This window comes from Streptomyces hygroscopicus, from assembly GCF_026168105.1.
In the GTDB taxonomy this organism is placed as follows: domain Bacteria; phylum Actinomycetota; class Actinomycetes; order Streptomycetales; family Streptomycetaceae; genus Streptomyces; species Streptomyces hygroscopicus_D.
On sequence record NZ_LBMW01000044.1, the window covers coordinates 35043 to 60597 of the forward strand.

A 25555-nucleotide genomic window follows, 5' to 3' on the forward strand; every position below is an offset into this window, starting at 1 on the left:
GTCACTTCTCCGCTACGACCGGGTCGAGCATCTCGCGCAGCTTGTCCTCGCTGAGAGCCTGGAGCGTGCGCGCGGCGATCTTCCCGTCCCGGTCGATGACGAGCGTGGAGGGGATCGCCTGCGGGTTGAGCGTGCCCTTCTGGAAGCGGAGCATCAGCTTCCCAGTCGGGTCGTACAGGCTCGGGTACGTGACGCCGTACTGCTTCTCGAAGGACTGGGCCGGTCCCGTGCTGGTGTCCCGGGTGTTGATGCCGACGAACTGGACGCCCTTGCCCGCGGTCTCCTGGGCGACCTTGACGAAGTTCGGCGCCTCGGCGCGGCACGGCGGGCACCAGGAGCCCCAGACGTTGATGACGACGACCTTGCCCTTGTAGTCGGCGACATCGAGCGTCTTGCCGTCGATCGTCGCACCGGACAGGTCGGGGGCGGCGGTCCGCTCGCCCTTCTTGACGGTGGCGATGCCGTCCTTGCCGGTGATGAAGTTGGTGTTGCCGGAGCCCCCGGAGACGCCGCCGGACCCGCAGGCGGAGAGCATGAACGCCGCGACGGCGGCCCCGGCGGTGGCGAGGGCGGCGCGTCGACGGCTGCGGCTACGGGCGCGGTTCAGGCGCTGGGGGGCGCGGCAGGCGGCACTCATGTGAAAAGTTTCGCATGTCCGTTCCGGGGATCTTGCGCACCCCCCTTGCGGGCGGAAACCCGCATTTCAGGCACCCTGTGAGGTGCCGCCCGAGCCTCCCTTGCCGGTGTCCGACATGTATGCCTTCCAGCCACCCGTCGGCTGCTGCCCGACCTCGAGCCTGCGCAGCTTGGCCAGCACCTCCGGCTTCTGCACGTCCATCCAGTCCACGAACTGGCGGAAGGAGACCATGCGGACGTCGGCGCCCTTCTCCTTCTCCTGCGCGATGTGCTTGAAGGCCTCCTCGACGGAGTCCATGTAGATGCCGCCGTTCCAGTGCTCGAAGTGGTTTCCGATGAAGAACGGCGCCCGGTTTGTCTCATATGCCCGCTGGAAGCCGGCTATGTAGGCCCCGGCGGACTGCTGGCGCCAGGCGGGGTAGTTGTAGGCAGGTGCCTTGGTCGAGTTCTTCGACTGGTTGAACATCATGTTGTAGTCCATCGAGAGGACCTCGAACTTGCGCCCGGGGAAGGGCACCTGCTGCAGCGGCAGGTCCCAGAGCCCGTGCCGCTTCACCGGCCACACCTGCCGGCCGCCGGGCGAGGAGGCGTCGTAGCGCCAGCCGAGTTCACGGGCGGTGGGCAGCAGATTGTCCTGGCCGAGCAGACAGGGCGTACGACCGCCGACCAGCTCCTTGTCGTAGTCGAAGGGCAGCGGCGGCAGATCGCTGAACCCGGTGTTGGTCTTCCACTCCTTGACGAAGGCCTTGGCCTGCTGGATCTCGCTGTGCCACTGCTTGGGCGTCCAGTGCGCGACCGTGCCGAAACCGGAGCAGAAGTGGCCGTTGAAGTGGGTGCCTATCTCATGGCCCTCGAGCCACGCGCGCCGGACGTTCGTCAGCGTGGCACGGATGTGGTCGTCCGTGAGGTAGCCGATGTCGGAGGCGCCCGGCCGGTTGTTCGGCGGCAGATACTTGCGCTTCTTCGACTCGGGGAGCAGATAGAGCCCGGAGAGGAAGAAGGTCATGTGCGCGCCGTGCGCCTTCGCCAGGTCGAGGAAGCGCGGGAAGAGGCCGTTGCCGACCTCTCCGGCGCCGTCCCAGGAGAAGACCACGAACTGCGGCGGAGTCTGGCCGGGCTCCAGCGGAACCGGCTTGTCCGGCTGACTCGGCTGCGCACCGCTGTCGGCGGTGGAACCGTCACCGAGGGGGCGCGCGGTGGCCGTGGGGTTGCCGGAGTCGCCGGAACTTCCCTTGCCGGAACCGTCACCGGACTTCGCGCCGTCCTGGTGGGAGCCACAGGCGGCCAGCCCCATGGCAGCCGCCGTACCCGCGCCGAGGCCTATCAGTCCTCGCCGGCTGATGTCCCGCATTCCCGTCCCCATTTCATAGCGGCCTCTCAGTGGTCACACAATGAGAGGCCGCGATGAGGACGGGGGTTCCCCCCAACGCATGTATATTGAGCGAATTTTACGAAGATACGTTCACATCACGCGACTGTGCGCGTGTTGTGACGAACCGTACACCGATCCGTAAGTGCCGCGTCGCCGCGTTCGGGCAGGGCGCACGACGCCCTGCCCGCTGCGTCAGGCCCCGAACGCCTTTCCGCCGTTCCCCTTCACGGGCTTGGCGCCCGCGAGCAGATGAGCCGGTACGAGTTCCCGGGCCGGCTCGCTGTACCCGACGGACACAATCTTGTCGCCCTGATACGTGAAGGTGGTAAGAGAGGCGAGCGTGCACTGCCGCTTGCGCGGGTCGTGCCACAGCCGGCGCTTCTCCACGAAGCTGCGCACTATCCAGATCGGCAGCTGATGGCTGACGCACACGGCCTCGTGCCCGCGCGCGGCGTCCTTGGCGGCGTTCAGCGCCCCCATCATCCGGACGACCTGCTCCACATACGGCTCGCCCCAGGACGGCTTGAACGGGTTGACGAGGTGCTTCCAGTTCTCGGGCCGCCGCAGCGCCCCGTCGCCGACTCCGAAGGTCTTGCCCTGGAAGACGTTGTCCGCCTCGATCAGCCGCTCGTCGACGGCGAGGCCGAGACCGTGTGCCTTGGCGATCGGGGTGGCCGTCTCCTGCGCCCGCTCCAGCGGGGAGGCCACGACGTGGGTGATGTCCCGGGAGGCGAGGTGCTCGGCGACCCGGTCGGCCATCTGCCGCCCCAGCTCGGAGAGGTGGTAACCGGGCAGCCGCCCGTACAGGACCCCCTCCGGATTGGCGACTTCGCCGTGCCGCATCAGGTGGACGACGGTGATGTCACTCATGCTGCCGTGGCCTCCGCTGCTGCCCGGGCCGCCGCCGGAAGGGCGTCGGCGATCCGTTGGACCGCCCGCTCGTCGTGGGCGGTGGAGACGAACCAGGACTCGAAGGACGAGGGCGGCAGATAGACGCCCTGCGCGAGGAGGGAGTGGAAGAAGGCGGAGAACCGGAAGGACTCCTGGCTCTTCGCGTCCTCGTAGTTGTGGACCGGCCGGTCGGTGAAGAACACGGAGAACATGTTGGAGGCGCTCTGGAGCCGGTGCGCGACGCCCTCCTTGGCGAGCGCCTCGGTGACGAGCGTACGGATCTCCTCGGACACGGCGTCGACCTTGCCGTACGCGGCGTCGTCGAGAAGCCGCAGCTGGGCGAGGCCCGCGGCGGTCGCGACCGGGTTCCCGGAGAGGGTGCCGGCCTGGTAGACGGGCCCGGCCGGGGCGAGGTGCGCCATGACGTCCGCACGTCCACCGAAGGCGGCGGCCGGGAACCCGCCGCCCATGACCTTGCCGAAGGTCATGAGGTCGGGCTCGACCCCGTCGACGCCGTACCAGCCCGCCCGGCTGGTGCGGAAGCCGGTCATGACCTCGTCGGAGATGTAGAGGGCGCCGTTCTCACGGCACACGTCCTTGAGCCCCTGGTTGAAGCCGGGCAGCGGCGGCACCACGCCCATGTTCCCGGGCGAGGCCTCGGTGATCACACAGGCGATCTCGCCGGGGTGCGCGGCGAAGGCGGCGCGGACGGCGTCGAGGTCGTTGTAGGGGAGCACGATGGTGTCGCCGGCCTGGGCACCCGTGACCCCCGGAGTGTCGGGCAGGGCGAAGGTCGCGACGCCACTGCCGGCCGCGGCGAGCAGCGAGTCGACGTGACCGTGATAACACCCGGCGAACTTGATCACCTTGGACCGCCGGGTGAACCCGCGGGCGAGCCGGATGGCGGACATGGTGGCCTCGGTGCCACTGGAGACGAGCCGCACCTGCTCGACGGGCTCGACCCGGGCGACAATCTCCTCGGCGAGCGCGACCTCGCCCTCACCGGGCGTACCGAATGAGGTACCGCGGGAGACGGCCTCCTGGACGGCGGCGATCACTTCCGGGTGGGAGTGCCCGAGAATCATGGGCCCCCACGAACAAACAAGATCGACATATTCGCGCCCGTCGGCATCGGTCAAATAGGGGCCGTTGCCGGACACCATGAACCGGGGCGTACCGCCCACGGCGCGGAAGGCGCGCACCGGAGAGTTCACGCCGCCGGGCGTGACGGCCGCCGCGCGCTCGAAAAGAGTCTGCGAAACTGGGGCTTCGTACGGATAGCTCACACTAGCCATGGTGTCAGAGGCCGCGAAGATCCTGCGGACAGGTGTTTCAACGCACGTTTCGGCGGGCGGCCGTGGGGGAGGTCACTGACACGATGATCGGGCTGCGCGGCGGGGGCCACGCATCCCAGAAAAGCAGTCGGGTGGAGATATGCATCGCGGTGGCGGACTGGGCGAGGGGACCGGTGACCTGGGTCCTCGGCGTGCCCGGCGGGGAAGGCACCGACGCGACGCGGAGGACACGACCGAGAAACGTCGGCCACCGGGGCCACAAGGTCCCAACGACCCGCACGACCCGCGCGGCTCCCAGGGGCCGGGACCGCAGGGTCCGGGTGACGCCTACGGCTCGGGAGACTCGCAGGAGCCGGGGGGCTCGTTCGTTTCGGGGACTTCCGAGGGGCCGGGAGGCCCGTTCGGCACGGGGACCGCGCAGGGGCCGGGGGGCTCACAGGTTCCCGAGATCACGCCCTCGGGCATCCCCACGGCTCCGGGCATCCCCACGACTCCGAGCGTCCCCCCGACTCCGGGCATCCCTCCGGCTGCGGAGCTCTCGCAGGGTCCACAGGGTCCGGGGATCTCGACGGGTCCGGCGGGCTTGTCGAGTGGCGGAATTTCGCCGGGTCCTGGAGGCATGTCCAGTGGCGGGATCTCGCCGGGTCCGGGGGGCTCGCAGGACTCGGGCGCGCAGGGTCCGGGAAACTCCCAGGGTTCACAGAGCGCGACGGGCTCGCTAGGTTCACAGGGCCCCGAGGGTTCACACGTTTCACAGGGTGAGCCTGAGCGGATCGGCCGAGCGGCGCGTATGGACCGTAGGCAGCGAAGGGACCGTACGGTGGACCGACTCAGGACTGGGAGCGGGAATGGTGGTCGGGTGGGGGTGACCTACAAATACTTCGGCGCGCCGGACGGCGCCACGGCAGCCCGCGTCCCGATCTCGATGCGTCCCGAAGAGCTCGGCGGCGACGAGCTCGGCATGGGCGGCATGTTCACCAAGATCAAGCCGGAGACGATGGCGGCGATGGTGCTCACGGGCATCGAGGGCGTCCCGCTGCACAAGGTCCCGCCGCTGGAACTGGTGGTCCTGCACCCCGACTACGCGGTGGTCAAACTCCCCATGACGGTCGTGGACCCGCTGCGCGGCATCGGCGAGGAGGCGGTGGGCGCGGCGGCGTTCATCTGGTCGACGGTGCCGGACCGGGGCGGACCGCGGGATGCGTTCAACGTGTACCAGCTGCTGCACGAGTGGCAGGACTTCAGCCACCGTTTGCACGAGGCGGGGCATCAGCCGTACTGCCTGGTGTGGCCCTGAGCCGGGCATTCCGGCATACGGGCGGGGTTTTCGGACCCCGCCCTTTTCATGTGCGCGGACGGGCTTGGTGGCCCGATCGGCCGGATCCGTTCTCGTCGAAGTGGCTGGCCCTGCCGTCCTGCTGTACCAGTCGGCCCCGCCGGGCGGCTTCGGCCCGGGGCATGAGCGTCCAGGTGCCGTCGGCGCGGTGCAGGGCGGCGGAGTGCCAGGGGGTGGTCCAGGCGTCCGGAGCATCGAGGAGACGGATGCCGAATTTCGGGGCGCCGACGCGTTGGGGATGGATCGACAGGCGTACGGCGTCGGGGTGATGCTCGGCGATCAGGTCGCCCCAGGCCCGGCTGCGCTGGATCACGCCGTAGGCGCGTTGACGGCATGCGCGTTGGAGGGCGGAGCGGGTGCCGGTCCAGTCGGCGGTGTCCTCGACGAGGAAGCGGGTGATGCCCCGGTAGAGGGCGAGGGCGTGGTCGTCGGCGCGGACCTCGGCGCGCAGGGCGTCCAGGGCGGGGGCGTAGCGGTCGCCGACGTGGGCGCGTTTCGTGTCGTGCGGGAGATCGCCGAGGACGTCGCGCAGATCGAGGACGGACAGTCTGTCCAGGCCCAATTTACTTATTTGTATTCGCAGTTCGTCGGAGTAGGCGTCGATGTGGTCGTCAGGGACGCCGACGAGGTCACTGAAGACATGGCCGTCGGAACAGATGATCACGCGAGCGCCCGGCGGGTAGATCCGCTCGGTCTCCGTGCACAGGGTGTTCAGGAAGGCGAGGGAGAGGCGTTCGCCCTGGTCTGGGAGGTGGCCGAGGACCTTGGCCGGGTTGGGCGACTTGCAGGGGAAGCCGGGCAGGGTGAAGACGATGGGTGCTCCGTCGCGCACGAAGTCGGCGATGCGGTGCAACTGATGGGGGAAGGCCTCCGCGGGCGCGGGACCGGGAGCGCGGTCGGTCGTGCGGTGGTGAGGCAGGAGCAGGCTGAGGATCTCGGTGCCGATGCGGATCGGGAGGGCGTCCGGGGCGGTCGTCAGTGGCATGTCGTTCCTCCTGGCGTACGAGGGCACGCCGACATGGCGCCGACGGGGTCCTCCCTGGTCGGGCACAGCCGAGAGCTTGGGGAGGGTGGCCAGGCGCCGGTGGGGTGTGGGCGTGGATCAGCTGTAGTGGATCGGCGGGCCTTGGATCAGCGGGCCGACGGGCCGGTGCGGGTAGCGCGGCCGGTGCGGGCGGTGCGGCCGGGCCGGTCGGCCGGAGCCGAGGTCAGAGGCGTCGCTCATGGCCCACTGGCGGGTGGCCGGTACCGCGGCCGCGGCCGAAGACGGCTGGGAACCCGGCTCGCAGACGTCGGTCATAGCCCACCGGCAGGTGGCCGGTGCCGCGGCCGAGGACGGCCGGGATCCACTCGATGTCCTCGTCTTCGATGGCCAGGTGCAGGCCGGGCAGGCGGGCGAGGAGGGTGCCGAGGGCGATCTGGAGTTCGGCGCGGGCGAGCGCTGCACCGGGACAGAAGTGGATGCCGTGGCCGAAGGCGAGGTGGGGGTTGGGGCTGCGGTCGAAGTCGAGGATGTCGGGATCGGAGAAGCGGCGCGGGTCACGGTTGGCGGCGCACAGGGAGACGATCACCGAGTCACCTGCCGGGACCTCGGTTCCGTGCAGGTCGCTGTCCTTGTCGAAGAAGCGCCAGGTGGTCAGCTCGAAGGCGCTGTCGTAGCGCAGGAGTTCTTCGACGGCGCCCGGCAGCAGGTCCGGGTTGTCGCGCAGGCGGGCCAGCTGGTCCTCGTGGCGGAACAGGGCGATCAGGGCCGTGGCGATCTGGTTGGTGACCGGTTCCTGGCCTGCCACGAGGAGCTGGAAAATCATCGAGTCCAGCTCTTCGTGGGACAGTTCGCGGCGATCGCGGGCCACGACGAGGCGACTGAGCAGGTCGTCGTCCCAGTGTTCGCGCTTGTGGGCGACGACCTCGGCTATGTAGCTCTGCAGGCCGTGCAACCGGTGCTCGTACAGCGGGCGTCCGGGGTCGGTGGGGCCGACCGGCTGGACCACCTTGCCCCAGTCGCGGTCGAAGCGGGCCGCGAGATCCTGCGGTAGGCCGATGACTTCGGCGAGGACCTGGAAGGGGAAGTGGGCGGCGAAGCCGGTGACGAGGTCGGCCGGGCCGGTCTCGGGGAGGTCGTCGACGGCGGCGTCGGCCAGTTCCTGGAAGCGGGGCCGGAGCTGCTCGATGCGGCGCGGCGTGAAGGCGTCGGTGACGAGGCGCCGCATGCGGGTGTGCTTCGGCGGGTCCTGGTGCAGGAGGTGGACCTGGAGCTGGGAGTGCTGCGGCTCCGGCATGATCGAGGCCCGGGCCCGCCAGCGGTCGTTGCCCCGGTCGTGGTCCTTGCCGAGGCGGTCGTCGTTCAGGGCGGAGTGCGCGGCGTCGTAGCCGGTGACGAGCCAGGCTTGTACGCCGCTGGGGAAGAGCACCCGGTGCACCGGGCCGGCCTCCCGCATCTGCTCGTACAGGGGGTAGGGGTCGGCCTTGTAGGGGCAGCCCGTCAGCAGGACCGGGGCGGGCAAGGACTCGGGCAACGACTCCGGACGGGACTCGGGCAACGACTCCGGACGGGGCTCGAGCAAGGACTCGGGACGGGACTCGGGCAACGACTCCGGACGGGGCTCGAGCAAGGACTCGGGACGGGACTCGGGCAACGACTCCGGACGGGACTCGAGCAAGGACTCGGGACGGGGCTCGGGCCGGGCATCCGGCTCCATGGCCGGCAGGGGTTCCTGGATGGTCATGCGGGGCTCCTCAGAGGGCGATTTCGGGCTGGTAGTGGTCCAGCCACAGGGCGAGGTCGACGACGCGTTCGAGGCGCAGGCGGTGGCCCCACTCCAGTTGGTCGGACGGGGTGTCGAGGCAGGGCTTGATGCGGGTCTCGTCGGCGAGGGCTCGGACCTGCTCGGCTGCCAGGGCGTCGCGCGCCATGTTCTGCAGGCCGCGGTTGTAGTCGGGGTGGTGGGTGGCCGGGTAGTGGTTCTTGGGGCGGTACAGCACCGAGTCGGGCGCGAGTCCGGCGCCCGTGGCGCGCAGCAGGCTCTTCTCCCGGCCGTCGAAGCTCTTCATCGCCCAAGGGATGGTGAAGGCGTACTCGACGAGGCGGTGGTCGCAGTACGGGACGCGGACCTCGAGGCCGTGGGCCATGCTCAGCCGGTCCTTGCGGTGCAGAAGCTGGCGCAGCCAGCGCGTCAGGGACAGGTGTTGCATCTCGCGCTGCCGGTGCTCGGCGGGACTCTCGCCGTCCAGGTGCGGTACGGCGGCCAGTGCGCTGCGGTAGGTGTCGTCGCGGAACTCGGCGATGCGCAGGTCGAGTTCCGGGTTCAGGGGCATGGCGGCCTCGTCGCCGGTCACCAGCAGCCAGGGGAAGGTCTCCGCCGCCAGGGCCCTCGGGTTGTGGAACCAGGGGTAGCCGCCGAACACCTCGTCGGCGGCCTCGCCGGAAAGGGCGACGGCGGAGTGCCGGCGGATCTCGCCGAAGAGCAGGTGGAGCGAGGTGTCCATGTCGCCGACGCCGATCGGCGAGTCCCGGGCGATGACGACCGCCTTCCGGTGCCCGGGATCGAGCAGGGCGTGCGGATCGAGTACGACCGTGCTGTGGTCGGTGCCGATGAAAGCGCCCGCTTCGGCGGCGTACGGTGTGTCGTGGCCGGTGCGCAGGACGTCGCCGGTGAACTGCTCGGCCTGGTCGCTGTAGTCGACGGCGTAGGAGCGGATGCGGGCGTCGGGACCTTCGCGCAGCCGGAGTTCGTCGGCGAGCAGGGCGGTCAGGACGGTGGAGTCGATGCCGCCGGACAGGAGGCTGCACACGGGGACGTCTGCCTCCAGCTGGCTGCGGGCCGCCGTACCGACCAGCTCGCGGATCCTCTCCACCGTTGCCTGCTGGCCGTCGTCGTGGGGCGAGGCCTCCAGCTGCCAGTAGCGGCGCTCGCGGATCCCGGCCCGGTCCAGCACGAGCAGCCCGCCGGGCTCGACCTCCCGAACTCCGGTCCACACGGTCGGCCCGGTGTTGAAGAGCAGGCTGTACGCCTCCCGCAGCCCGTCGGTGTCCACCCGCGGCCGGATCTCCGGGTGAGCGAAAAGCGCCTTTGGCTCGGAGGCGAAGGCCAGACCGCCGTCGACGGCCGCCCAGAACAGCGGTTTGACGCCGAGCCGGTCGCGCACCAGCAGCAGCCGCCGGGCACGCTCGTCCCAGACGGCGAAGGCGAACATGCCTTCCAGGTGGTCGGCGAGATCCTCGCCCCACTGGGCGTACGCGCGCAGCACCACCTCCGTGTCGCTGCGCGTGCGGAAGGCATGCCCTCGGCCGCGCAGCTCGACCCTCAGCTCGTGGTGGTTGTAGACCTCGCCGCTGTAGCTGAGCACGACGGCCGGCTCGTCGGGCCGGTCCGTCATCGGCTGCACGCCGCCGACCGGGTCGATGACAGCGAGGCGGCGGTGGCCGATGGCGGCGCGCTCGCCGAGCCAGACTCCGCCGGCGTCGGGACCGCGGGGGGTGAGGGTGGCGGTCATGGCCTCGATGACGGGGACCCGGGTGCGGGCGTCGCGGTTGAAGGACGCCCAGCCGGTGATTCCGCACATACGGGTGACTCCTTGCTCAGGGTTGGGCGGCGGGCGCCGCGTCGGTGGTCTTGTCGAGTACGGCGGCCGGGCGCCGGCCGGGCAGAGTGAGCAGGGGTACGGCGAGGCAGGCGGCGGTGGCGGCCAGGGCGAGCCCGGCGTGTACGCCGTTGCCGGGCCCGGCAAAGCCCCAGGCCGCGGTGGCCAGGGCGGGGCCGAGGGCGAAGCCGAGGCTGCGGGTGAGCTGCACCGTGGAGCCGACGCTGGCGGTCCGGTCCGGCGGGGCGGCGCCCATCACCAGCGCCTGGGTCGGACCGCCGTTCAGGCCCATGCCGACCCCGGCCAGTGCCAGCCGCCAGGCCACGTCCCACGGCGTCCAGCCGTTACTGAGCGGGATGAGCAGAAGCAGTCCGGCCGCGGTCAGGGCGGCTCCCGTGGCCGCGACCGCTCGCGCCCCGAAGGGGGTGCCCCCTGCCCGAGGGGAGGCCGGTGCCTGGAGGAGGTCGGCCAGACGCCCGCCGAGGGGCCCGGCCAGGGCCATGCCGAGCGGGAAGGCGAGGACCGTGAGCCCGGTCGTCGTGGCACTGATGCCGTCGTCACGCTGGAGGTGCAGGGCGACGACGTAGTGCATGGCGGCGAATCCGGCCGCGAGGGCCAGGATCGCCCCGTGCGCCCGTAGCAGTCCCGGGACCCGCAGCACGCCGGACACCGGACGTCCGCCCGGGCCCCGCAGCCACCAACACAGTGGCGGAACGGCGGCGACCGCGAACACCAGCCGGCCCGGGTCGTCCGACGCCAGGGTCAGCGCCAGCAGCAGCCCCGCCGCTCCGGTGGCCACCAGCAGCGCATCCGCCAGCGATCGCCGGTCGGGCAGCCGCAGCCGCCCGTCCTGCGGCATCGCCTTCCACGCGACGATCAGGGCGAGCAGGCAGAAGGGGATCTTGACGAGGAAGACGGAGGGCCAGCCGAAGTGATCCAGCAGCAGTCCGCCCACGGCCGGTCCCGTCACCGCGCCCAGTGGGCCCAGGGTCGCCGGCACGCTCATCGCCCGCGCCCGAAGCTCCGGCCGTACCGAACGCATCGCGAGCACCGGCATCAGCACGAACAGCATTGCTCCGAAAGCGCCCTGCGCAAAGCGGGCGGCGATCAGCCAGGCCGCCCAGGGCGCCGCTGCCGCGAGCGCACTGCACAGGCCGAAGCCCGCGGTCGCCGCCAGCACGGCGGGGCGCATCCCCGCCCCGTCCAGCCACCGCCCGACCGGCAACAGCAGGGCGACGACGGAAAGTTGGTAGCCCAGCACCGCCCACTGGGCGGTCGCGGCGGAAACGTGCAGTCCGTCGGCGATGTCCGCCAGAGCCACATTGACGATGTTCATGTCGAGCATGGCCACGAACGCCAGCAGGCCCGCCACGGCCACCAGCAGCCGGCGGTCCTCACCGACGGGTATGTGACCGGGCTGCTCCGAGCCGGAACCGCGGTGTGTCACCCTTCCGCCCCTCATCGTCGCGGTGGGCTGCCGGGTGGCAGTCCCGTCCCACAAGTCGGAGGGAAACGGGGGTGAGTTCCCGTAACCACCCACAAAATCGGCTGGGGGCGGGCCGCGACCGGCGTCCCGCCCCGCTGTCCTCATCCGCCGGTGCGCGTCTCCATCGCCGGGGCCGGCTCCGCGTCGCCGGGTGCCCGGTGGTCGAAGGCGATGAGCGGATCGCCGGTGAGGGGGTGGTCGACCACGGCCGCCCGCACGCCGAAGACCTCGGCCATCAGTTCGGGAGTGAGGACGTCGCGCGGTCGGCCGGAGGCGACCACGGCACCGTCGTGCAGGACGTGCAGCCGGTCGCAGACGGAGGCAGCCGCGTTGAGGTCGTGGAGCGAGACGAGAGTCGTACGGCGCTGGCTGCGCAGGAGGGCGAGCAGGTCGACCTGATGGCGGATGTCGAGGTGGTTGGTGGGTTCGTCGAGGACCAGGACGTCCGGCTTCTGGGCGAACGCCCGGGCAAGCAGGATGCGTTGGCGTTCGCCGCCGGACAGGGCCGTGAACCGGCGCCCGGCCGCCGTCTCCATGCCGACGTCGGCCAGTGCCTTCGTGACGATGTCGCGGTCGGTGGCGTGCTCGCCGGCGAAGGCCCGCTTGTACGGCGTACGGCCCATGGCGACGACCTCCTGCACGGTCAGCTCGAAGTCGCTCCCCCGCTCCTGCGGCAGGGCGGCCACGTGCCGCGCGGACTTCACCGGAGTCAGCTCGCGCAGATCGGTACCGTCCAGCAGCACCCGCCCGGCGGAGGGCCTGAGGTGACGGTAGACGGTGCGCAGGAGGGTGGACTTGCCGCTGCCGTTCGGCCCGACCAGGCCGGTGATCTCGCCCTCCGCGGCGACCAGATGGGCGCCCGCCACGACCGTACGGCCCGCGTAGGCGACGTGCAGGTCCTCGATCTCGATCCTCAACTGCCGCTCCCCGGACGCCGATCGAGCAGGTACAGCAGGGCCGGGGCCCCGATGAGCGAGGTGACCACGCCGACCGGCAGCTCCTGGGTGTCCATCGCCGTACGGCAGACGATGTCGACGACCACCAGCAGCAGCGCGCCGAACAGCGCGGAGACGGGCAGGAGCCGTCGGTGGTCGCCGCCCACGATCAGGCGGCAGGCGTGCGGCACCATCAACGCCACGAAGGCGATCGCGCCGGACACCGCGACCAGGACGCCGGTCAGCACGCTGGTGACGGTGAACAGTTCGCGGCGCAGGCGAGTGACGTCGATGCCGAGCCCCGCGGCTGTCTCGTCGCCCATGAGCAGCGCGTTCAGTCCCCGGGCGCGTGCCTGGAGCCACAAGAGGGTCACGGGAACGGCCACCGCGGGGACCGCCAGCAACTGCCAGTTCGCTCCGCCGAGGCTGCCCATGAGCCAGAACAGCACGCTGTGGGTCTGCTGCTCGTCGCCGGCCTGGAGCACCAGGTAGCTGGTGAAGCCGGACAGGAACTGGCCGATCGCCACCCCAGCCAGCACCAGCCGCAGCGGGGCGAAGCCCCCGCCCCGCCGGGCCACCGCCCACACCACCGCAAACGTGGCCAGGGCCCCGGCGAAGGCCGCGCCGGACAGGCCGAGGCCCAGCGCACCGCCCGCGCCGAGTCCGAGCACGATCGCGGCGACCGCGCCGAGCGAGGCACCGTTGGAGATGCCCAGCAGGTACGGGTCGGCCAGCGGGTTGCGCACCAGGGCCTGCACGGCCGTGCCGACGACACCGAGGCCGGCGCCGACGAGTGCGGCCAGCACGGCGCGGGGAACGCGTAGTTGCCAGACGATCAGATCGTCCGTGCCGGGGCGTGGCGCCTCGCCGGAGAGCCGCCGCCACACCACGCTCCACACCTCGCCGGGCGGGATGGACGTCGAGCCCCAGGCCACGGCCGCCGTCAGCGCGGCCAGCAGCGCCACGCCCAGGACCACGGCCGTCGGCCCCGCGGGCAGACCGCGCGCCTCCCGGCCCTCGCCCGCGGACTTTCGGCGAGACGCCGACCGTGCGGACAGTGTGGACAGCACGGCTAACCGACCTTGCCCGGGTGGACGCTCTTGGCGATCTCCGTGACGGTGTCGGCGTTCTCCACCCCGGCGATGGTGGTCTGTTCGGAGCCGATGCGCAGCAAGTGACCCTCCCTGACCGCCTTCAGGCCCTTGGTTGCCGGGTTGGACTTCAGCCACTGCTCGGCCTCGTCGAACGCCTTCTTGTTCGCTGCCTCGCTGCCCCGGTTGCGGACCGCGAGCTGAATCCAGTCCGGGTTCTTGGCGATCACCTCTTCCCAGCCGACCTGCTTGTGGTCGCCATCACAGTCGGCGAAGACGTTGCGGACGCCGGCCAGGGCGAACACGGCGTTGGCGATCTGGCGGTTGCAGGTCACAGTGGGCTGCTTGGTACCGGCGTCGTAGTCGAAGAAGAAGTACGTCGGGCGCTTGCTCTCCGCCGTACCGCCGACCGCCTTCCGGACGGCGTCCACCTTCTCCCGCATCCCGGCGACGAGCTCCTTCGCCTTGGTGCTCGTGCCGGTGACGGCGCCGAGGGAGGTGATGTCGGCCTCGACGGCGGACAGGTCGGTGACGGGGCTCCTGCTCTGCGCGGCGCAGGCGGTGGATTTGAGGTAGATGTGCTTGATCCCGGCCGCCTTGAACTCCTCCGTGGTCGGCGCGTCTCCCATCCCGCCGCCCATGCCGCCCATGGAGGCGAAGGTGTCGATGTAGAGGTCGGCGCCGGAGCCGAGGAGCTTCTCCTTGGGGATCACGCTCTGGCTGAGCACCTTGACCTTCCGTGCCTCCGTGTCGAGCGCGCCGGGCAGTGTTCCCCTGCCGGGCGGGAAGCCGGTGCCGGCCACCTTGTCAGCGGCGCCGAGCCGGAGCAGCAGTTCCAGGCTGGAGGAGTTACTGGTGACGATCTTCTTCGGGGCGGCGGAGAAGGTGGTTCTGGCGCCCGTGCAGTCGGTGACGCTCACCGGGTAGCTGCCGGAGACGGCGTCACCGGACTTCCCGGCGCTCCCGTCCGCCGTGTCCGTACCCCCGCCGGCCCCGCCGCCGCAGCCCGTTGCCAGCAGACAGCCGAGTACGACGGCCGCCGTGCCGCCCCACACTCGAGAACGCATCGACAATCTCCAGGTTCCACTCGGTACACGGGCGAACCTCCGTCACCCGGTCCAGTAGTCGGGGCGAACACACCCCCAGTTCCCGCCACTTGCGAAAGTCTCGGCAGTCCGGCCTCACCCGGCGCGGTCGCTCGGCCGGATCACCACCGCGATGGTCCGGATCGCCCCGCTGCGTTCGAAGTGCAGCGTGAACGACACGAGGTCGCCCGCCTGCCACCCCGCTCCGGCACTCCCGCGAGCTCCGGACTTCGCCCGAGCAGGGGGTACCCCCACTGTCACGTTCAGGCCGTGCGGCGACATGGACAGCTCACCGCCCGCCGGAACGGTCACCGAGGCCACGCTGTCCTTGTGGGCGGCTCCGCCACCGGTGTTCCGGTGACGGCTGAGGGCGATCTCGCCACCGGTGGCGGAGGAGGTCACCCCGACCAGTCGGTCGTCCGCGCCGCCGAGATTGGAGATGTCGAAGAACGCGGCGGTCTCCGTACTCTCGCCGTACGGCAGGAGAACCCGCCCGGACGAGACGGCGATCCGGGCCGGACTGCCCGCCTTGCCGGCTCCGACCCAGGTCGTCAGGCCGCCCAGGGCGACACTGCACCCGAGGACGGGCGCGAGCGCGGCGAGCAGGGCGTCGGTGAGGCGGCGGCGGGTCGGGCGCCAGGGGTGCCGTTCGGTCATCGGCCGCCCCCGCGGACGGGCGAGGGCTGCCAGGCCCGCAGCCGCAGGCTGTTGCCGACCACGATCAGTGAGCTCACCGACATCGCCGCCGCGGCGAGCATCGGGTTGAGCAGACCGACCATGGCCAGCGGCACGGTCACGACGTTGTAGCCGAACGCCCAGAGGAGGTTGGCGCGGATGGTGCCCAAGGTGCGCCGGGCCAGCCGGACCGCGTCGGCCAACGCCTCGATGTCGCCGCGCACCAACGTCACGTCGGCGGCTCCGATGGCCACGTCCGTGCCGCTGCCCATGGCGATGCCGAGGTCGGCACCGGCGAGGGCGGCGGCGTCATTGACACCGTCGCCGATGACCGCGACCCGGCAGCCCTGCTCCTGCAGGTCCCGTACGAGGTCGGCCTTGTCCTCCGGTGTGCAGCGGGAGTGCGTCTCATCGATGCCCAGGGCCGACGCGACGGCGCGGGCGGGTGCCTCACGGTCGCCGGTGGCGAGCACCGGGCGCACGCCGAGGCGCCGAAGCCGGTCCACTGCCCGGTAGCTTCCAGGGCGTACGACGTCCCCCACCTCGATCAGGGCCTCGGCCGCCCCGTCCACCCGGACCAGGACCGGGGTGTGGGCGGCGGCCTCGGCCACCGGCAGGGCGTCCGTCAGGGCGGAGGGCAACTCCTCGTCCGGGGCAAGGACTTCCACCAGCCGGCCCTCGGTCCGGCCCCGCACACCGCGCCCCGGCAGGGCAACGAACTCGCTCACATCCGGCAGCCGCCGCTCGGGCAGCTCCCGCCGGGCGTACGCGGTGATCGCGCGGCCCAGCGGATGCTCCGAGCCCTGCTCGACCGCCCCCGCCAGCCGCAGCACGGCCTCCTTGCCGAGCCCGCCGGGGACGGCCGTGACCCGGGCGACGCTCATGTGCCCCGAGGTGAGCGTGCCGGTCTTGTCGAGCACGACGGTGTCGAGGTGCTGCAGCCCCTCCAGGGCCTGCGGACCGCTGACGAGGACGCCCAGTTGGGCGCCCCGGCCGGTGGCGGCCATCAGCGCGGTGGGCGTGGCCAGGCCCAGCGCGCAGGGGCAGGCGACGACGAGCACGGCCACGCACGCGGTGATCGCCGCCTGCGGATCGGCTCCGGCGCCCAGCCAGAACCCGAGGGCCGTGACCGCCAGCGCCAGCACGACCGGTACGAAGACACCGGCCACCGAGTCGGCCAGCCGCTGCGCCCGCGCCTTGCCGGACTGTGCCTCGGTCACCAGCTGGGTGATCCGGGCGAGCTGAGTGTCGGCGCCGACGGCCGTGGCCCTGACGAGGAGCAACCCGCCGGCGTTGACGGCCCCGCCGACCACGGCGGAGCCCGGCCCGACCTCGACCGGCTCGCTCTCGCCGGTGACCAGGGACAGGTCCACGGCGGAACTGCCTTCCGCCACCGTGCCGTCGGTGGCGACCCGCTCACCCGGGCGCACGACGAAGACCTGCCCAACGCTCAACCGTTCGATGGGGACAAGCCGTTCGCAGTCGCCTTCGCGGACCGCCACCTCCTTCGCCGCGAGTTGGGCCAGCGACCTGAGCGCCGCCCCGGTCCCGCGCCGGGCACGCGCCTCCAGGAACCGCCCCGCCAGCACGAACAGCGGTACGCCGACGGCCGCTTCGAGATAGATGTGCGCGGCGCCGTCCGAGGCGGAGGGGACGAGAGTGAACGGCATCCGCATCCCGGGCTCCCCGGCACCGCCGAGGAAGAGCGCGTACGCCGACCAGGAGAAAGAGGCCACCACACCCAGCGACACCAGGGTGTCCATGGTCGCCGCCGAGTGCCGCAGCCCGCGTACCGCCCGCAGGTGGAACGGCCACGCACCCCATACGGCGACCGGCGCGGCCAGCAGGAAGCACAGCCACTGCCAGTTGCGGAACTGCAGGCCGGGCACCATGGACAGCACGAGGACCGGGGCCGCGAGCAGCGCCGTGACCAGCAGCCGGTCCCGCTCCTGCCGAGCGCCCACGGCCTCGTCGCCGTCCTCGCTCTGCCGCTTCCTGGGCGGCTCGGGGAGCGCGGCCGTGTACCCGGCCTGCTCGACGGTCTCGACGAGTTCCTCGGGGCTGATCCGCGGCGGGTGGCTCACCCGGGCCCGCCCGGTGGCCAGATTGACGGTCGCCGTGACCCCGTCCAGCCTGCCGAGCTTCTTCTCGACCCGCTTCACACACGCCGCGCAGGTCATCCCGCCGACGGTCAGATCCGTCGTCACCAGGGCGACCATGGGTTCCGTGCCCATCAGCGGCCTCCCCCGTGCATGGCCCCCATGTCGTCCATGCCTCCGTCGCCGCCGCCGTCGATGCCGCTTCCGCTACGGCTCGTGCCGGTGCCGTGCATGCCGGGCGCGACCGGACCCGCGGCGGCACCGACGGCGTACGACACCGCGAAGATCAGCACCAGCAGCAGGAGGAAGCCGCACAGCGCAGGCGGCGGCATCGGCTTCCGCAGCAGCGTGCCCGCGCCGGAGGCGGATTGCCGGGACTCGTCCATCAACCGCGTCTCCTGATCACGTCGTACGGCGTCGTTCGGATCGACCCGTAACGCTTCAGGAGTCGGGACCGGAGAGGGCCGAGTTCCGGACAAGATATGTGGCCCGTGTCACACGAGAGGTGACCGCGCCCGTGCGCCGCGCCGCCGGACGGGCGTGAGGGCCGGCCCTGACCGGGCCGGCCCTCACTGGGGTGTGGATCGTACGGCCAGTACGTCACCGTCGTACGGCTATACGGCTAGTACCTGACCGTCACCATCACCGTCGCTACTGCACCGTCACCGTGACCGGCGCAGACACCGTCTTGCCGACGGTCACCCGGAGCTTCGTCGCCCCCTTGGTGGTGAGCGTGGTGTGCAGCGAGTAACTGCTGCCCTTCTTGACGACCGTGGTCGCCTTCAGCGCCACCCAGTTCTTGCCGTTGTAGCGCTCCAGCACCACCGTGCTGCCTATCCTCAGGCCCTTGGTACGACCCGTGAACGTCACCGTGTCGCCCGCCTTGATCGTCGTCCTGTTGGGCGTGATGGAGATCGAGTCCGCCGTGGCCTTCACGACGTTCTCATTGGGCGAGCCCTTCCCCTGGCTCTTCATGGGGGGCATCGCCGACGGGGCCGCGGTCATCGACCCGTTGGGCATCGGCATCGCCGGGAGGGTCTTCTTCGGCTTCGCCGTGGGCATCGAGCTCGCCGTCTTCGCAGCCTTCGGCCTCACCGGGGCCGACGAGCGCGACGCCTTCGGCATGGCGGGCGCCGAGCTCGCCGTCTTCGGCACGTCCGACGTCATCGGCATGCCGCTCGACATCGTCTGCGCGCTGGGCGCCGTCGACAGGTTCGGGGCCGGGCTCACGGGCTTCGAGCCGCTGGGCGACGGGTAGGTGGCGGCGACCGCCCCTGCCGCGCCACTCGTCAGCAGCGCGACGGAGAGGGCACCAGCAGCGGTCGCACGAGCGGAGCGTGTGCGGAGTGAGGATTTCACGTTTGTCTCCTGTGCTACGACAGATCCCCCACTGACGGATCCCCCACTGCGCGCGCACCTCCGAGGCTTCCATGGAGCCGACCGGGCGGCGACCCGGTTGTCACTGGATTGCAGCAACGGGAAGAAGGGGAGAATCGCCACTCTCCGTGATCGAGGCAGGTGGGAGAGTAACCGCGTTACCCACTTCTTACCTTCGTCGTCACGGCTTTCCGGCCCGTTCCGACCGTTCGCGGTGCGCGAGCGTGCGCGCCACGGTCGCGACCTCACGGACGGGGTGGCCCTCGCCCCCTTCCGCCCGGCGCCGAGTGCCGCCATCCGGCGCCGTCCGCAGGCCCGCGGATCACTCACTGCCTACGCTGGTAGCGCGGTCTCCTCAATGGCCGGAACCGTTCGCACAGCCGTATGCCAGGAGCGTCGATGGCCGCCACGGAGCATGCCCGGCCGAGCCGGTTGCGGGCGTGGATGCTGGAGGGGCTGTCCGACATGGGCAAGGGCGCCCTCCAGGGCCCGTACGCGGAGCCCGAGCCCCCGCACAAGGGACAGCGCTGGTGGCGGGTGATGTGCCTGACCGGTGTCGACTACTTCTCCACCCTCGGCTACCAGCCCGGCATCGCCGCCCTGGCCGCCGGACTGCTCTCCCCGATCGCCACCATCGTCCTGGTGATCGTCACCCTGGCCGGCGCCCTGCCGGTCTACCGGCGCGTCGCCGAGGAGAGCCCTCACGGCGAGGGCTCCATCGCCATGCTGGAGCGGCTGCTGTCCTTCTGGCAGGGCAAGTTGTTCGTCCTGACCCTGCTCGGCTTCGCCGCCACCGACTTCCTGATCACCATCACCCTCTCCGCCGCCGACGCCTCCACCCACCTGGTGGAGAACCCGCACCTGACCGGCGCCCTGCACGGGTACCAGATGCCGATCACCCTGCTGCTGGTCGCCCTCCTCGGTGCGGTCTTCCTCAAGGGCTTCCTGGAGGCCATCGGTGTCGCGGTCGCCCTGGTCGGCATCTATCTGGCACTGAACGCCGTCGTCGTGGTGGTGGGCCTGTGGCATGTGATCACCGCCGAGCACGTGATCACCGACTGGACCGGCGCGCTGACCGCCGAGCACGGCAATGTCTTCGTGATGATCGGTGTGGCACTGATCGTCTTCCCGAAGCTGGCGCTCGGTCTGTCGGGCTTCGAGACCGGTGTCGCCGTCATGCCGCATGTGCAGGGCGACCCCGGTGACACCGAGGAGCGGCCCACGGGCCGTATCCGGGACACGAAGAAGCTGCTGACCACCGCGGCGGTCATCATGAGCGTCTTCCTGATCGCCACCAGCTTCATCACCACCCTGCTGATCCCGGCGCCGGACTTCAAACCGGGCGGCCCGGCCAACGGCCGCGCGCTGGCGTATCTGGCGCACCAGTACCTGGGGGGCGCCTTCGGGACCGTCTACGACGGCTCGACGATCGCGATCCTGTGGTTCGCGGGCGCCTCCGCGATGGCCGGGCTGCTCAACCTGATGCCCCGCTACCTGCCCCGCTACGGCATGGCCCCGCAATGGGCCCGCGCCGTGCGCCCCATGGTCATCGTCTTCACGCTGATCGCCTTCCTCGTCACCTGGATCTTCGACGCCAACGTCGACGCCCAGGGCGGCGCCTACGCCACCGGCGTGCTCGTGGTGATCAGCTCCGCGGCGATCGCGGTGACCATCGCTGCCCGCAAGGCGCGACAGCGGCGCTGGATGATCGCTTTCTCCGCGATCGCCACCGTGTTCCTGTACACGACCGTGGCCAACGTGATCGAGCGGCCGGACGGTGTGAAGATCGGCGCCTGCTTCATCGCCGGCATCATCCTCGTCTCGCTGCTGTCGCGGCTGGCCCGTGCCTTCGAACTGCGCGTGACCAGCGTGTCCATGGACGACCTGGCGGAACGGTTCGTGCGGGACATCGCCAGCCGCCGCATCCGTTTCATCGCCAACGAGCCCGACAACCGGGACATCACCGAGTACCGCGAGAAGATCGAGCAGATCCGGGCCGACAACGAGCTCCCCCCGCAGGAGGACTTCGTCTTCGTGGAGGTGACCGTGGGTGACCCGTCCGAGTTCGAGTCGAGCCTGACCGTGCGCGGCGAGGTGCTGCACGACCGCTACCGGGTGCTCAGCCTGGATTCGACATCCATCCCCAACGCCCTGGCGGCCCTGCTTCTGCACGTCCGCGACACCACCGACCGCATCCCGCACATCTACTTCGAGTGGACCGAGGGCAACCCGTTCGCGAATTTCCTGCGCTTCTTCCTCTTCGGCCAGGGCGAGGTGGCACCCGTGACACGGGAGGTGCTGCGCGAGGCCGAACCCGACCGCGCGCGACGGCCGCGCGTCCACGTCGGCTGACGAGGGGCCACGGCTTCCGGCGCCAGCCCCGGAGGCCATGCCCCGGTCACTCGTCCCAGGCCTGCGTTCCTCCCACGGTGAACCCGATGACCGCCCCGCCGCCCTCGCGCCGGTACGTGAACGGCGCCCCGCCGTGCGACGTGGCCACCTCCCGCACGATCGACAGGCCAAGGCCCGAGCCGGGCAGGCTCCTGGCGTCCGCGGCGCGGTAGAAGCGGTCGAAGATGCGCATCATGTCGCCCTCGTCGATGCCGGGCCCGCGGTCCAGCACCTCCACCCGCACGCTGCCGAGCACCGGCCCTGTGTCCGGCTCCTCGGAGTCCTCCGGCTCGGGCTGGTCCGCGGGGCCCGTGACGGCGATCTCGATGGGCTCCTTGCCCTCGCGGTCGAACTTCGCCGCGTTCTCCACCAGGTTGGACACCGCGCGCTGCAGCGCCGTCACGCGTCCGTCGACCGTGGTGTCGCCGGTGACACGGACGACGATCTCGCGGCCCGTGCGGCGGCGGGCGATCGTCGCCGCTTCCTCCGCGATGTCCGCGAGCGTCACCTGCTGCACCGCTTCCGTGTCCGACTGCCCGGCCGCCAGGTCCACCAGCTCGTTGACCAGGTCGGTGAGCTCCCGCGACTCCTGGGCCAGGTCGGCGACCAGTTCCTCGCGCGCGGCGGGCGGCAGCTCGTCGATCCGGCGCAGCAGCGAGATGTTCGTCCGCAGGGACGTCAGCGGCGTACGGAGTTCATGGCCCGCGTCCTGCACCAGGCGCCGCTGGTCCTCCTCGGACTGGGCCAGGCGCCCGAGCATACGGTCGAAGGAACGGCCGAGCCGGGCCACCTCGTCGTTACCCGTGACCGGCACCTGGATGCCGAGCCGCCGGGTGCGCGCCACGTCCTCGGCGGCCCCGGCCAGCCGCACCAGCCGCCGGGTGATCCGCCGCGCCAGCCACCAGCCGAACAGCCCGGCCGCTATCACCACCGCGCCCATCAGCAGGGCCGTGCGCTGCTGCAGGCTGCGCAGCAGGTCCTCGGTGCTGCTGAGCTCCTGGGCCACCTGCACCGCGCCCTGGCCGTTGCCGAGCCCGACGGTCGCGACCCGGTAGACGTCGGCGCCGACGTTGACGCTCTTGTGCTCCACCAGCTTGCCCGCCCTGGCGACCTCGGCGATGTGCCGGTCGTCGGCACCGACCGGCAGCGGCGGGTTGGAGTGGTCGACGACCACCCCGCCGGGACCCAGCACCTGCACGACCGTGCGGCTGGGCCGGATGATGTCGTCGCGCGGGGTGTCGTGGTCCTTGTCGGACATCGCGAAGTCGTCCGGCATCAGCTGCTTCGTGCTGACCTGGTCCCGTAGGTCGGCCACGACCTGGGCGAACACCGTCTGCTGGTCCACGCGCACCAGGCGGGCGGCGGCGTTGTAGCTCAGAAAACCGACGAGGACGGTGACACCCGCGGCCACCGCCGCGAACGACACGGTGAAGGTGGTCCGCAGCGACGAGATCCGCCGCAGCCGGGCCCGCAGCCGCAGCCGACGGCGCAGCCCGGCCGGGAGCCGCCGCCACAGGCGCAGCCCGAACCAGGCTTCGGAGTCGCTGCCCGGACGCGGTGCTTGGGGCACTAGTCCTCCCTCAGGACATACCCCACGCCGCGCACCGTGTGGATCAGCGCCGGGGCACCCGGCTCGTCGAGCTTGCGCCGCAGATAGCCCACGTAGACGGCGAGGTTCTTGGATCCGGGGCCGAAGTCGTACCCCCAGATGCGGTCGTAGATGGTGGCGTGGTCGAGGACGATGCCGGCGTTGCGGGCGAGCAGTTCCAGCAGGTCGAACTCGGTGCGGGTGAGTTCCAGCTCGCGCTCGCCGCGCCAGGCGCGGCGAGCCTGCACGTCCATGCGCAGTCCGGCGACGGACACCTGGCCGCTAGGGATCTTCTCCTCCTCCTTGGGTGCGTCGAAGGAGGCACCGTTGGTGCGGCGCAGCAGGGCCCGTAGCCGCGCGAAGACCTCCTCGACGTCGAACGGCTTCAGGACGTAGTCGTCGGCGCCCGCGTCCAGGCCCGCGATCCGGTCGGCGGTCTCGACGAGCGCGGTGAGCATCAGGATCGGTGTGCGGTCGCCCTCCGCCCTGAGTACGCGGCACACCTGCAGGCCGTCGATGCCGGGCATCATCACATCGAGAACGAGCACGTCGGGCTGGGTCCGATGAGCCTGGGCCAGGGCCTCCACCCCGTCGGCCACGGCGTTCACCTCGTAACCCTCCAGCGTCAGCGCTCGTTCCAGGGCATGACGGATGGCGCGGTCGTCCTCGGCGAGCAGTACTGTCTGGGTCACGCCCCCCAGTCTGCCAAGATCGCGGCGGCGCACCACCTGGTGGGACGGAGGGCTCAGGGGCTTCTTACCCGCCTCTCACCGCTCCGCGCGCGACGACTTACCTGGTAGGGGCCGTCTGTCGGCTATGTCACGGGGCGGGTGTCCCGCGCCGTCGGGGGGCGTGGGACACCCGCTACTTCCGCAGCGCGGCGAGCTGCTCCTCGAAGGGGATCACCCGGAAACCGTGCGAGCCCGCCGCGCCGCCACCGGCCGGCGGCGAGCCGGTCGCACCGCGGGACGGCACCTTCGCGCGGGAGCCCGCCGGGGCCAGGGAAGCCGACGGGTCCGTGCCGGACCGGAGGCCCGCCGCCATCAGCCCCGCCAGTTCCTCCGCCGCACGTTCGATGCGCTCGGGAAGACCCTCGGCACCCCAGTCCTCGGACGCCGCGTACACACCGGTCGGGACGACCACGGCCCGCAGGTGGGAGAAGAGGGGACGCAGGGCGTGGTCGAGGACCAGCGAGTGCCGTTCGGTCCCGCCCGTCGCCGCGATCAGGACCGGCCTGCCCGCGAGCGCGTCCTTGTCGAGCACGTCGAAGAACGACTTGAACAGACCGCTGTACGAGGCGGTGAACACCGGCGTGACCACGATCAGCCCGTCGGCCTCCGTCACGGCGTCCAGCGCTGCGGAGAGGGCCTGCCCGGGGAAGCCGCTGGTGAAGGCGTGCGCGATCTCCACGGCGAGGTCGCGCAGCTCGACGACCTCGATACCGACGGGCGTCCGCCGGTCCACGGCGGCGGCCAGCCGGTCGGCCAGCAGGCGCGTGGAGGACGGAACGCTCAGCCCCGCCGAGACGACGACGAGCTTCATACGGCGGTCACCTCTTCCTCGGGTTCCCCGGCAGCCTTCGCGGCGAGCAGGGAGGCGTGCGTCGGCGCCTGAGGCGCCCCCGCCGGGCGGGCCCTGGCGAACTCCTCGCGCAGCACCGGTACGACCTCCTCGCCGAGCAGGTCGATCTGCTCGAGGACGGTCTTCAGCGGCAGCCCGGCGTGGTCCATCAGGAACAGCTGGCGCTGGTAGTCACCGGCGTACTCGCGGAAGGACAGGGTCTTCTCGATCACCTGCTGCGGCGAGCCGACGGTCAGCGGGGTCTGGTCGGTGAAGTCCTCCAGGGACGGCCCGTGCCCGTACACCGGCGCGTTGTCGAAGTACGGCCGGAACTCGCGCACCGCGTCCTGGGAGTTCCTCCGCATGAACACCTGCCCGCCCAGGCCCACGATCGCCTGCTCGGGCGTGCCGTGCCCGTAGTGGGCGTAGCGCTCCCGGTACAGCTCGACCATGCGCTTGGTGTGCTCGGCGGGCCAGAAGATGTTGTTGTGGAAGAAGCCGTCGCCGTAGTACGCGGCCTGCTCGGCGATCTCCGGGGAGCGGATGGAGCCGTGCCAGACGAACGGGGGCACGCCGTCCAGCGGACGCGGTGTGGCCGTGAAGCCCTGCAGCGGGCTGCGGAAGCGCCCTTCCCAGTCGACCACTTCCTCGCGCCACAGCCGGTGCAGCAGCGCGTAGTTCTCGATGGCGAGGTTGATGCCCTGCCGGATGTCCTGCCCGAACCAGGGGTAGACCGGCCCGGTGTTGCCGCGCCCCATCATCAGGTCAACCCTGCCGTCCGCGAGATGCTGGAGCATCGCGAAGTCCTCGGCGATCTTCACCGGGTCGTTGGTGGTGATGAGGGTGGTGGAGGTGGACAGGATCAGCTTCTCGGTCCGCGCGGCTATGTAGCCGAGCATCGTGGTCGGCGAGGACGGCACGAACGGCGGGTTGTGGTGCTCGCCGGTCGCGAAGACGTCCAGCCCGGCCTCCTCGGCCTTCAACGCGACGGCGACCATGGCCTTGATCCGCTCGTGCTCCGTCGGCGTCCGGCCCGTGGTCGGGTCCGGGGTCACATCACCGACGCTGAAGATCCCGAACTGCATGCTGGCTCACACCCTCCGATTTGTTTACGATTCAACTACACCGCCAAACGATCCCGCCTCCCCCACTATTCC

At 71.1% G+C, this 25555-nt stretch carries 22 protein-coding genes; 3 read left to right on the top strand and 19 right to left on the bottom strand.

Features of this window, described 5'->3' with window-relative positions; genetic code table 11:
- Position 1: 1 nt before the first annotated feature.
- The 4 genes from AAW14_RS31020 to hemL form a co-directional block, all read right to left on the bottom strand.
- The gene (locus AAW14_RS31020) at positions 2-637 is read right to left on the bottom strand and encodes a TlpA family protein disulfide reductase (protein ID WP_265567748.1); all 636 of its coding nucleotides are present in this window, start codon (positions 635-637) and stop codon (positions 2-4) included.
- Between the two features lie 66 nt (positions 638-703).
- Positions 704-1987, bottom strand: a complete 1284-nt coding sequence (locus tag AAW14_RS31025) for a hypothetical protein (protein WP_265567749.1) — start codon at positions 1985-1987, stop codon at positions 704-706.
- Positions 1988-2200: 213 nt separating this feature from the next.
- Positions 2201-2878 (bottom strand): histidine phosphatase family protein, encoded by a 678-nt coding sequence (locus tag AAW14_RS31030; RefSeq protein ID WP_265567750.1) that lies wholly within the window; start codon positions 2876-2878, stop codon positions 2201-2203.
- Positions 2875-4194: a glutamate-1-semialdehyde 2,1-aminomutase gene (gene hemL, locus AAW14_RS31035; RefSeq protein WP_265567751.1), complete on the bottom strand. Its 1320-nt coding sequence runs from the start codon at positions 4192-4194 to the stop codon at positions 2875-2877. Before hemL ends, AAW14_RS31030 begins: the two co-directional genes overlap by 4 nt.
- A 772-nt stretch (positions 4195-4966) precedes the next feature.
- Here hemL and AAW14_RS31040 point away from each other — a divergent pair.
- On the top strand, positions 4967-5491 hold the full coding sequence (locus tag AAW14_RS31040) for a hypothetical protein (RefSeq protein WP_416223401.1): 525 nt from the start codon (positions 4967-4969) through the stop codon (positions 5489-5491).
- A gap of 46 nt (positions 5492-5537) precedes the next feature.
- Here AAW14_RS31040 and AAW14_RS31045 read toward each other — a convergent pair whose 3' ends face one another.
- The 11 genes from AAW14_RS31045 to AAW14_RS31095 form a co-directional block, all read right to left on the bottom strand.
- The gene (locus tag AAW14_RS31045) at positions 5538-6515 is read right to left on the bottom strand and encodes an isocyanide synthase family protein (protein ID WP_265567753.1); all 978 of its coding nucleotides are present in this window, start codon (positions 6513-6515) and stop codon (positions 5538-5540) included.
- A 223-nt stretch (positions 6516-6738) separates the two neighbouring features.
- Positions 6739-8256 (bottom strand): cytochrome P450, encoded by a 1518-nt coding sequence (locus AAW14_RS31050; RefSeq protein ID WP_265567754.1) that lies wholly within the window; start codon positions 8254-8256, stop codon positions 6739-6741.
- Between the two features lie 10 nt (positions 8257-8266).
- A complete protein-coding gene (gene asnB, locus AAW14_RS31055; protein WP_265567755.1) occupies positions 8267-10093 on the bottom strand; it encodes an asparagine synthase (glutamine-hydrolyzing) in 1827 nt (608 codons plus the stop codon).
- Between the two features lie 16 nt (positions 10094-10109).
- Positions 10110-11558, bottom strand: coding sequence for an MFS transporter (locus tag AAW14_RS31060; protein WP_265567756.1), 1449 nt, complete (start codon positions 11556-11558; stop codon positions 10110-10112).
- 140 nt (positions 11559-11698) lie between these two features.
- Entirely contained in the window at positions 11699-12514 is an 816-nt protein-coding gene (locus AAW14_RS31065; RefSeq protein WP_265567757.1) for an ABC transporter ATP-binding protein, read from the bottom strand.
- A complete protein-coding gene (locus tag AAW14_RS31070) occupies positions 12511-13602 on the bottom strand; it encodes a FecCD family ABC transporter permease (RefSeq protein WP_265567758.1) in 1092 nt (363 codons plus the stop codon). The genes AAW14_RS31065 and AAW14_RS31070 overlap by 4 nt, the downstream gene beginning before the upstream one ends.
- 2 nt (positions 13603-13604) lie before the next feature.
- The gene (locus AAW14_RS31075; protein WP_265567759.1) at positions 13605-14690 is read right to left on the bottom strand and encodes an ABC transporter substrate-binding protein; all 1086 of its coding nucleotides are present in this window, start codon (positions 14688-14690) and stop codon (positions 13605-13607) included.
- 114 nt (positions 14691-14804) lie between these two features.
- Positions 14805-15365, bottom strand: coding sequence for a copper chaperone PCu(A)C (locus AAW14_RS31080; protein ID WP_265567760.1), 561 nt, complete (start codon positions 15363-15365; stop codon positions 14805-14807).
- Positions 15362-17617, bottom strand: a complete 2256-nt coding sequence (locus tag AAW14_RS31085) for a heavy metal translocating P-type ATPase (protein ID WP_265567761.1) — start codon at positions 17615-17617, stop codon at positions 15362-15364. Before AAW14_RS31085 ends, AAW14_RS31080 begins: the two co-directional genes overlap by 4 nt.
- On the bottom strand, positions 17617-17868 hold the full coding sequence (locus tag AAW14_RS31090; RefSeq protein WP_265567762.1) for a hypothetical protein: 252 nt from the start codon (positions 17866-17868) through the stop codon (positions 17617-17619). Before AAW14_RS31090 ends, AAW14_RS31085 begins: the two co-directional genes overlap by 1 nt.
- Positions 17869-18133: 265 nt before the next feature.
- Positions 18134-18418 carry a hypothetical protein gene (locus AAW14_RS31095; protein WP_265567763.1) on the bottom strand — a complete coding sequence of 95 codons (285 nt, stop codon included), beginning with the start codon at positions 18416-18418 and terminating at the stop codon, positions 18134-18136.
- On the opposite strand from AAW14_RS31095, the gene AAW14_RS31100 reads away from it, so the two are divergent.
- Entirely contained in the window at positions 18408-18740 is a 333-nt protein-coding gene (locus tag AAW14_RS31100) for a hypothetical protein (protein WP_265567764.1), read from the top strand. The genes AAW14_RS31095 and AAW14_RS31100 overlap by 11 nt on opposite strands.
- A 518-nt stretch (positions 18741-19258) precedes the next feature.
- The gene (locus AAW14_RS31105) at positions 19259-21211 is read left to right on the top strand and encodes an amino acid transporter (RefSeq protein ID WP_265567765.1); all 1953 of its coding nucleotides are present in this window, start codon (positions 19259-19261) and stop codon (positions 21209-21211) included.
- A 46-nt stretch (positions 21212-21257) separates the two neighbouring features.
- Here AAW14_RS31105 and AAW14_RS31110 read toward each other — a convergent pair whose 3' ends face one another.
- From AAW14_RS31110 to AAW14_RS31125, 4 genes are all read right to left on the bottom strand, one after another.
- Positions 21258-22766, bottom strand: coding sequence for an ATP-binding protein (locus AAW14_RS31110; RefSeq protein ID WP_416223402.1), 1509 nt, complete (start codon positions 22764-22766; stop codon positions 21258-21260).
- Between the two features lie 53 nt (positions 22767-22819).
- Positions 22820-23530 carry a response regulator transcription factor gene (locus AAW14_RS31115; protein WP_265567766.1) on the bottom strand — a complete coding sequence of 237 codons (711 nt, stop codon included), beginning with the start codon at positions 23528-23530 and terminating at the stop codon, positions 22820-22822.
- A gap of 172 nt (positions 23531-23702) precedes the next feature.
- On the bottom strand, positions 23703-24380 hold the full coding sequence (locus AAW14_RS31120) for an FMN reductase (RefSeq protein WP_265567767.1): 678 nt from the start codon (positions 24378-24380) through the stop codon (positions 23703-23705).
- Complete coding sequence (locus AAW14_RS31125) at positions 24377-25483, bottom strand: LLM class flavin-dependent oxidoreductase (RefSeq protein WP_265567768.1); 1107 nt, start codon at positions 25481-25483, stop codon at positions 24377-24379. The genes AAW14_RS31120 and AAW14_RS31125 overlap by 4 nt, the downstream gene beginning before the upstream one ends.
- Positions 25484-25555 lie beyond the last annotated feature (72 nt).

Bases quoted from the DNA above. Each gene is read 5' to 3' on its own strand.
- AAW14_RS31020 (WP_265567748.1), bottom strand. From the start codon at position 637: ATGAGTGCCGCCTGCCGCGCCCCCCAGCGCCTGAACCGCGCCCGTAGC.
- AAW14_RS31025 (WP_265567749.1), bottom strand. From the start codon at position 1,987: ATGCGGGACATCAGCCGGCGAGGACTGATAGGCCTCGGCGCGGGTACG.
- AAW14_RS31030 (WP_265567750.1), bottom strand. From the start codon at position 2,878: ATGAGTGACATCACCGTCGTCCACCTGATGCGGCACGGCGAAGTCGCC.
- hemL (WP_265567751.1), bottom strand. From the start codon at position 4,194: ATGGCTAGTGTGAGCTATCCGTACGAAGCCCCAGTTTCGCAGACTCTT.
- AAW14_RS31045 (WP_265567753.1), bottom strand. From the start codon at position 6,515: ATGCCACTGACGACCGCCCCGGACGCCCTCCCGATCCGCATCGGCACC.
- AAW14_RS31050 (WP_265567754.1), bottom strand. From the start codon at position 8,256: ATGACCATCCAGGAACCCCTGCCGGCCATGGAGCCGGATGCCCGGCCC.
- asnB (WP_265567755.1), bottom strand. From the start codon at position 10,093: ATGTGCGGAATCACCGGCTGGGCGTCCTTCAACCGCGACGCCCGCACC.
- AAW14_RS31075 (WP_265567759.1), bottom strand. From the start codon at position 14,690: ATGCGTTCTCGAGTGTGGGGCGGCACGGCGGCCGTCGTACTCGGCTGT.
- AAW14_RS31080 (WP_265567760.1), bottom strand. From the start codon at position 15,365: ATGACCGAACGGCACCCCTGGCGCCCGACCCGCCGCCGCCTCACCGAC.
- AAW14_RS31085 (WP_265567761.1), bottom strand. From the start codon at position 17,617: ATGGGCACGGAACCCATGGTCGCCCTGGTGACGACGGATCTGACCGTC.
- AAW14_RS31090 (WP_265567762.1), bottom strand. From the start codon at position 17,868: ATGGACGAGTCCCGGCAATCCGCCTCCGGCGCGGGCACGCTGCTGCGG.
- AAW14_RS31105 (WP_265567765.1), top strand. From the start codon at position 19,259: ATGGCCGCCACGGAGCATGCCCGGCCGAGCCGGTTGCGGGCGTGGATG.
- AAW14_RS31120 (WP_265567767.1), bottom strand. From the start codon at position 24,380: ATGAAGCTCGTCGTCGTCTCGGCGGGGCTGAGCGTTCCGTCCTCCACG.
- AAW14_RS31125 (WP_265567768.1), bottom strand. From the start codon at position 25,483: ATGCAGTTCGGGATCTTCAGCGTCGGTGATGTGACCCCGGACCCGACC.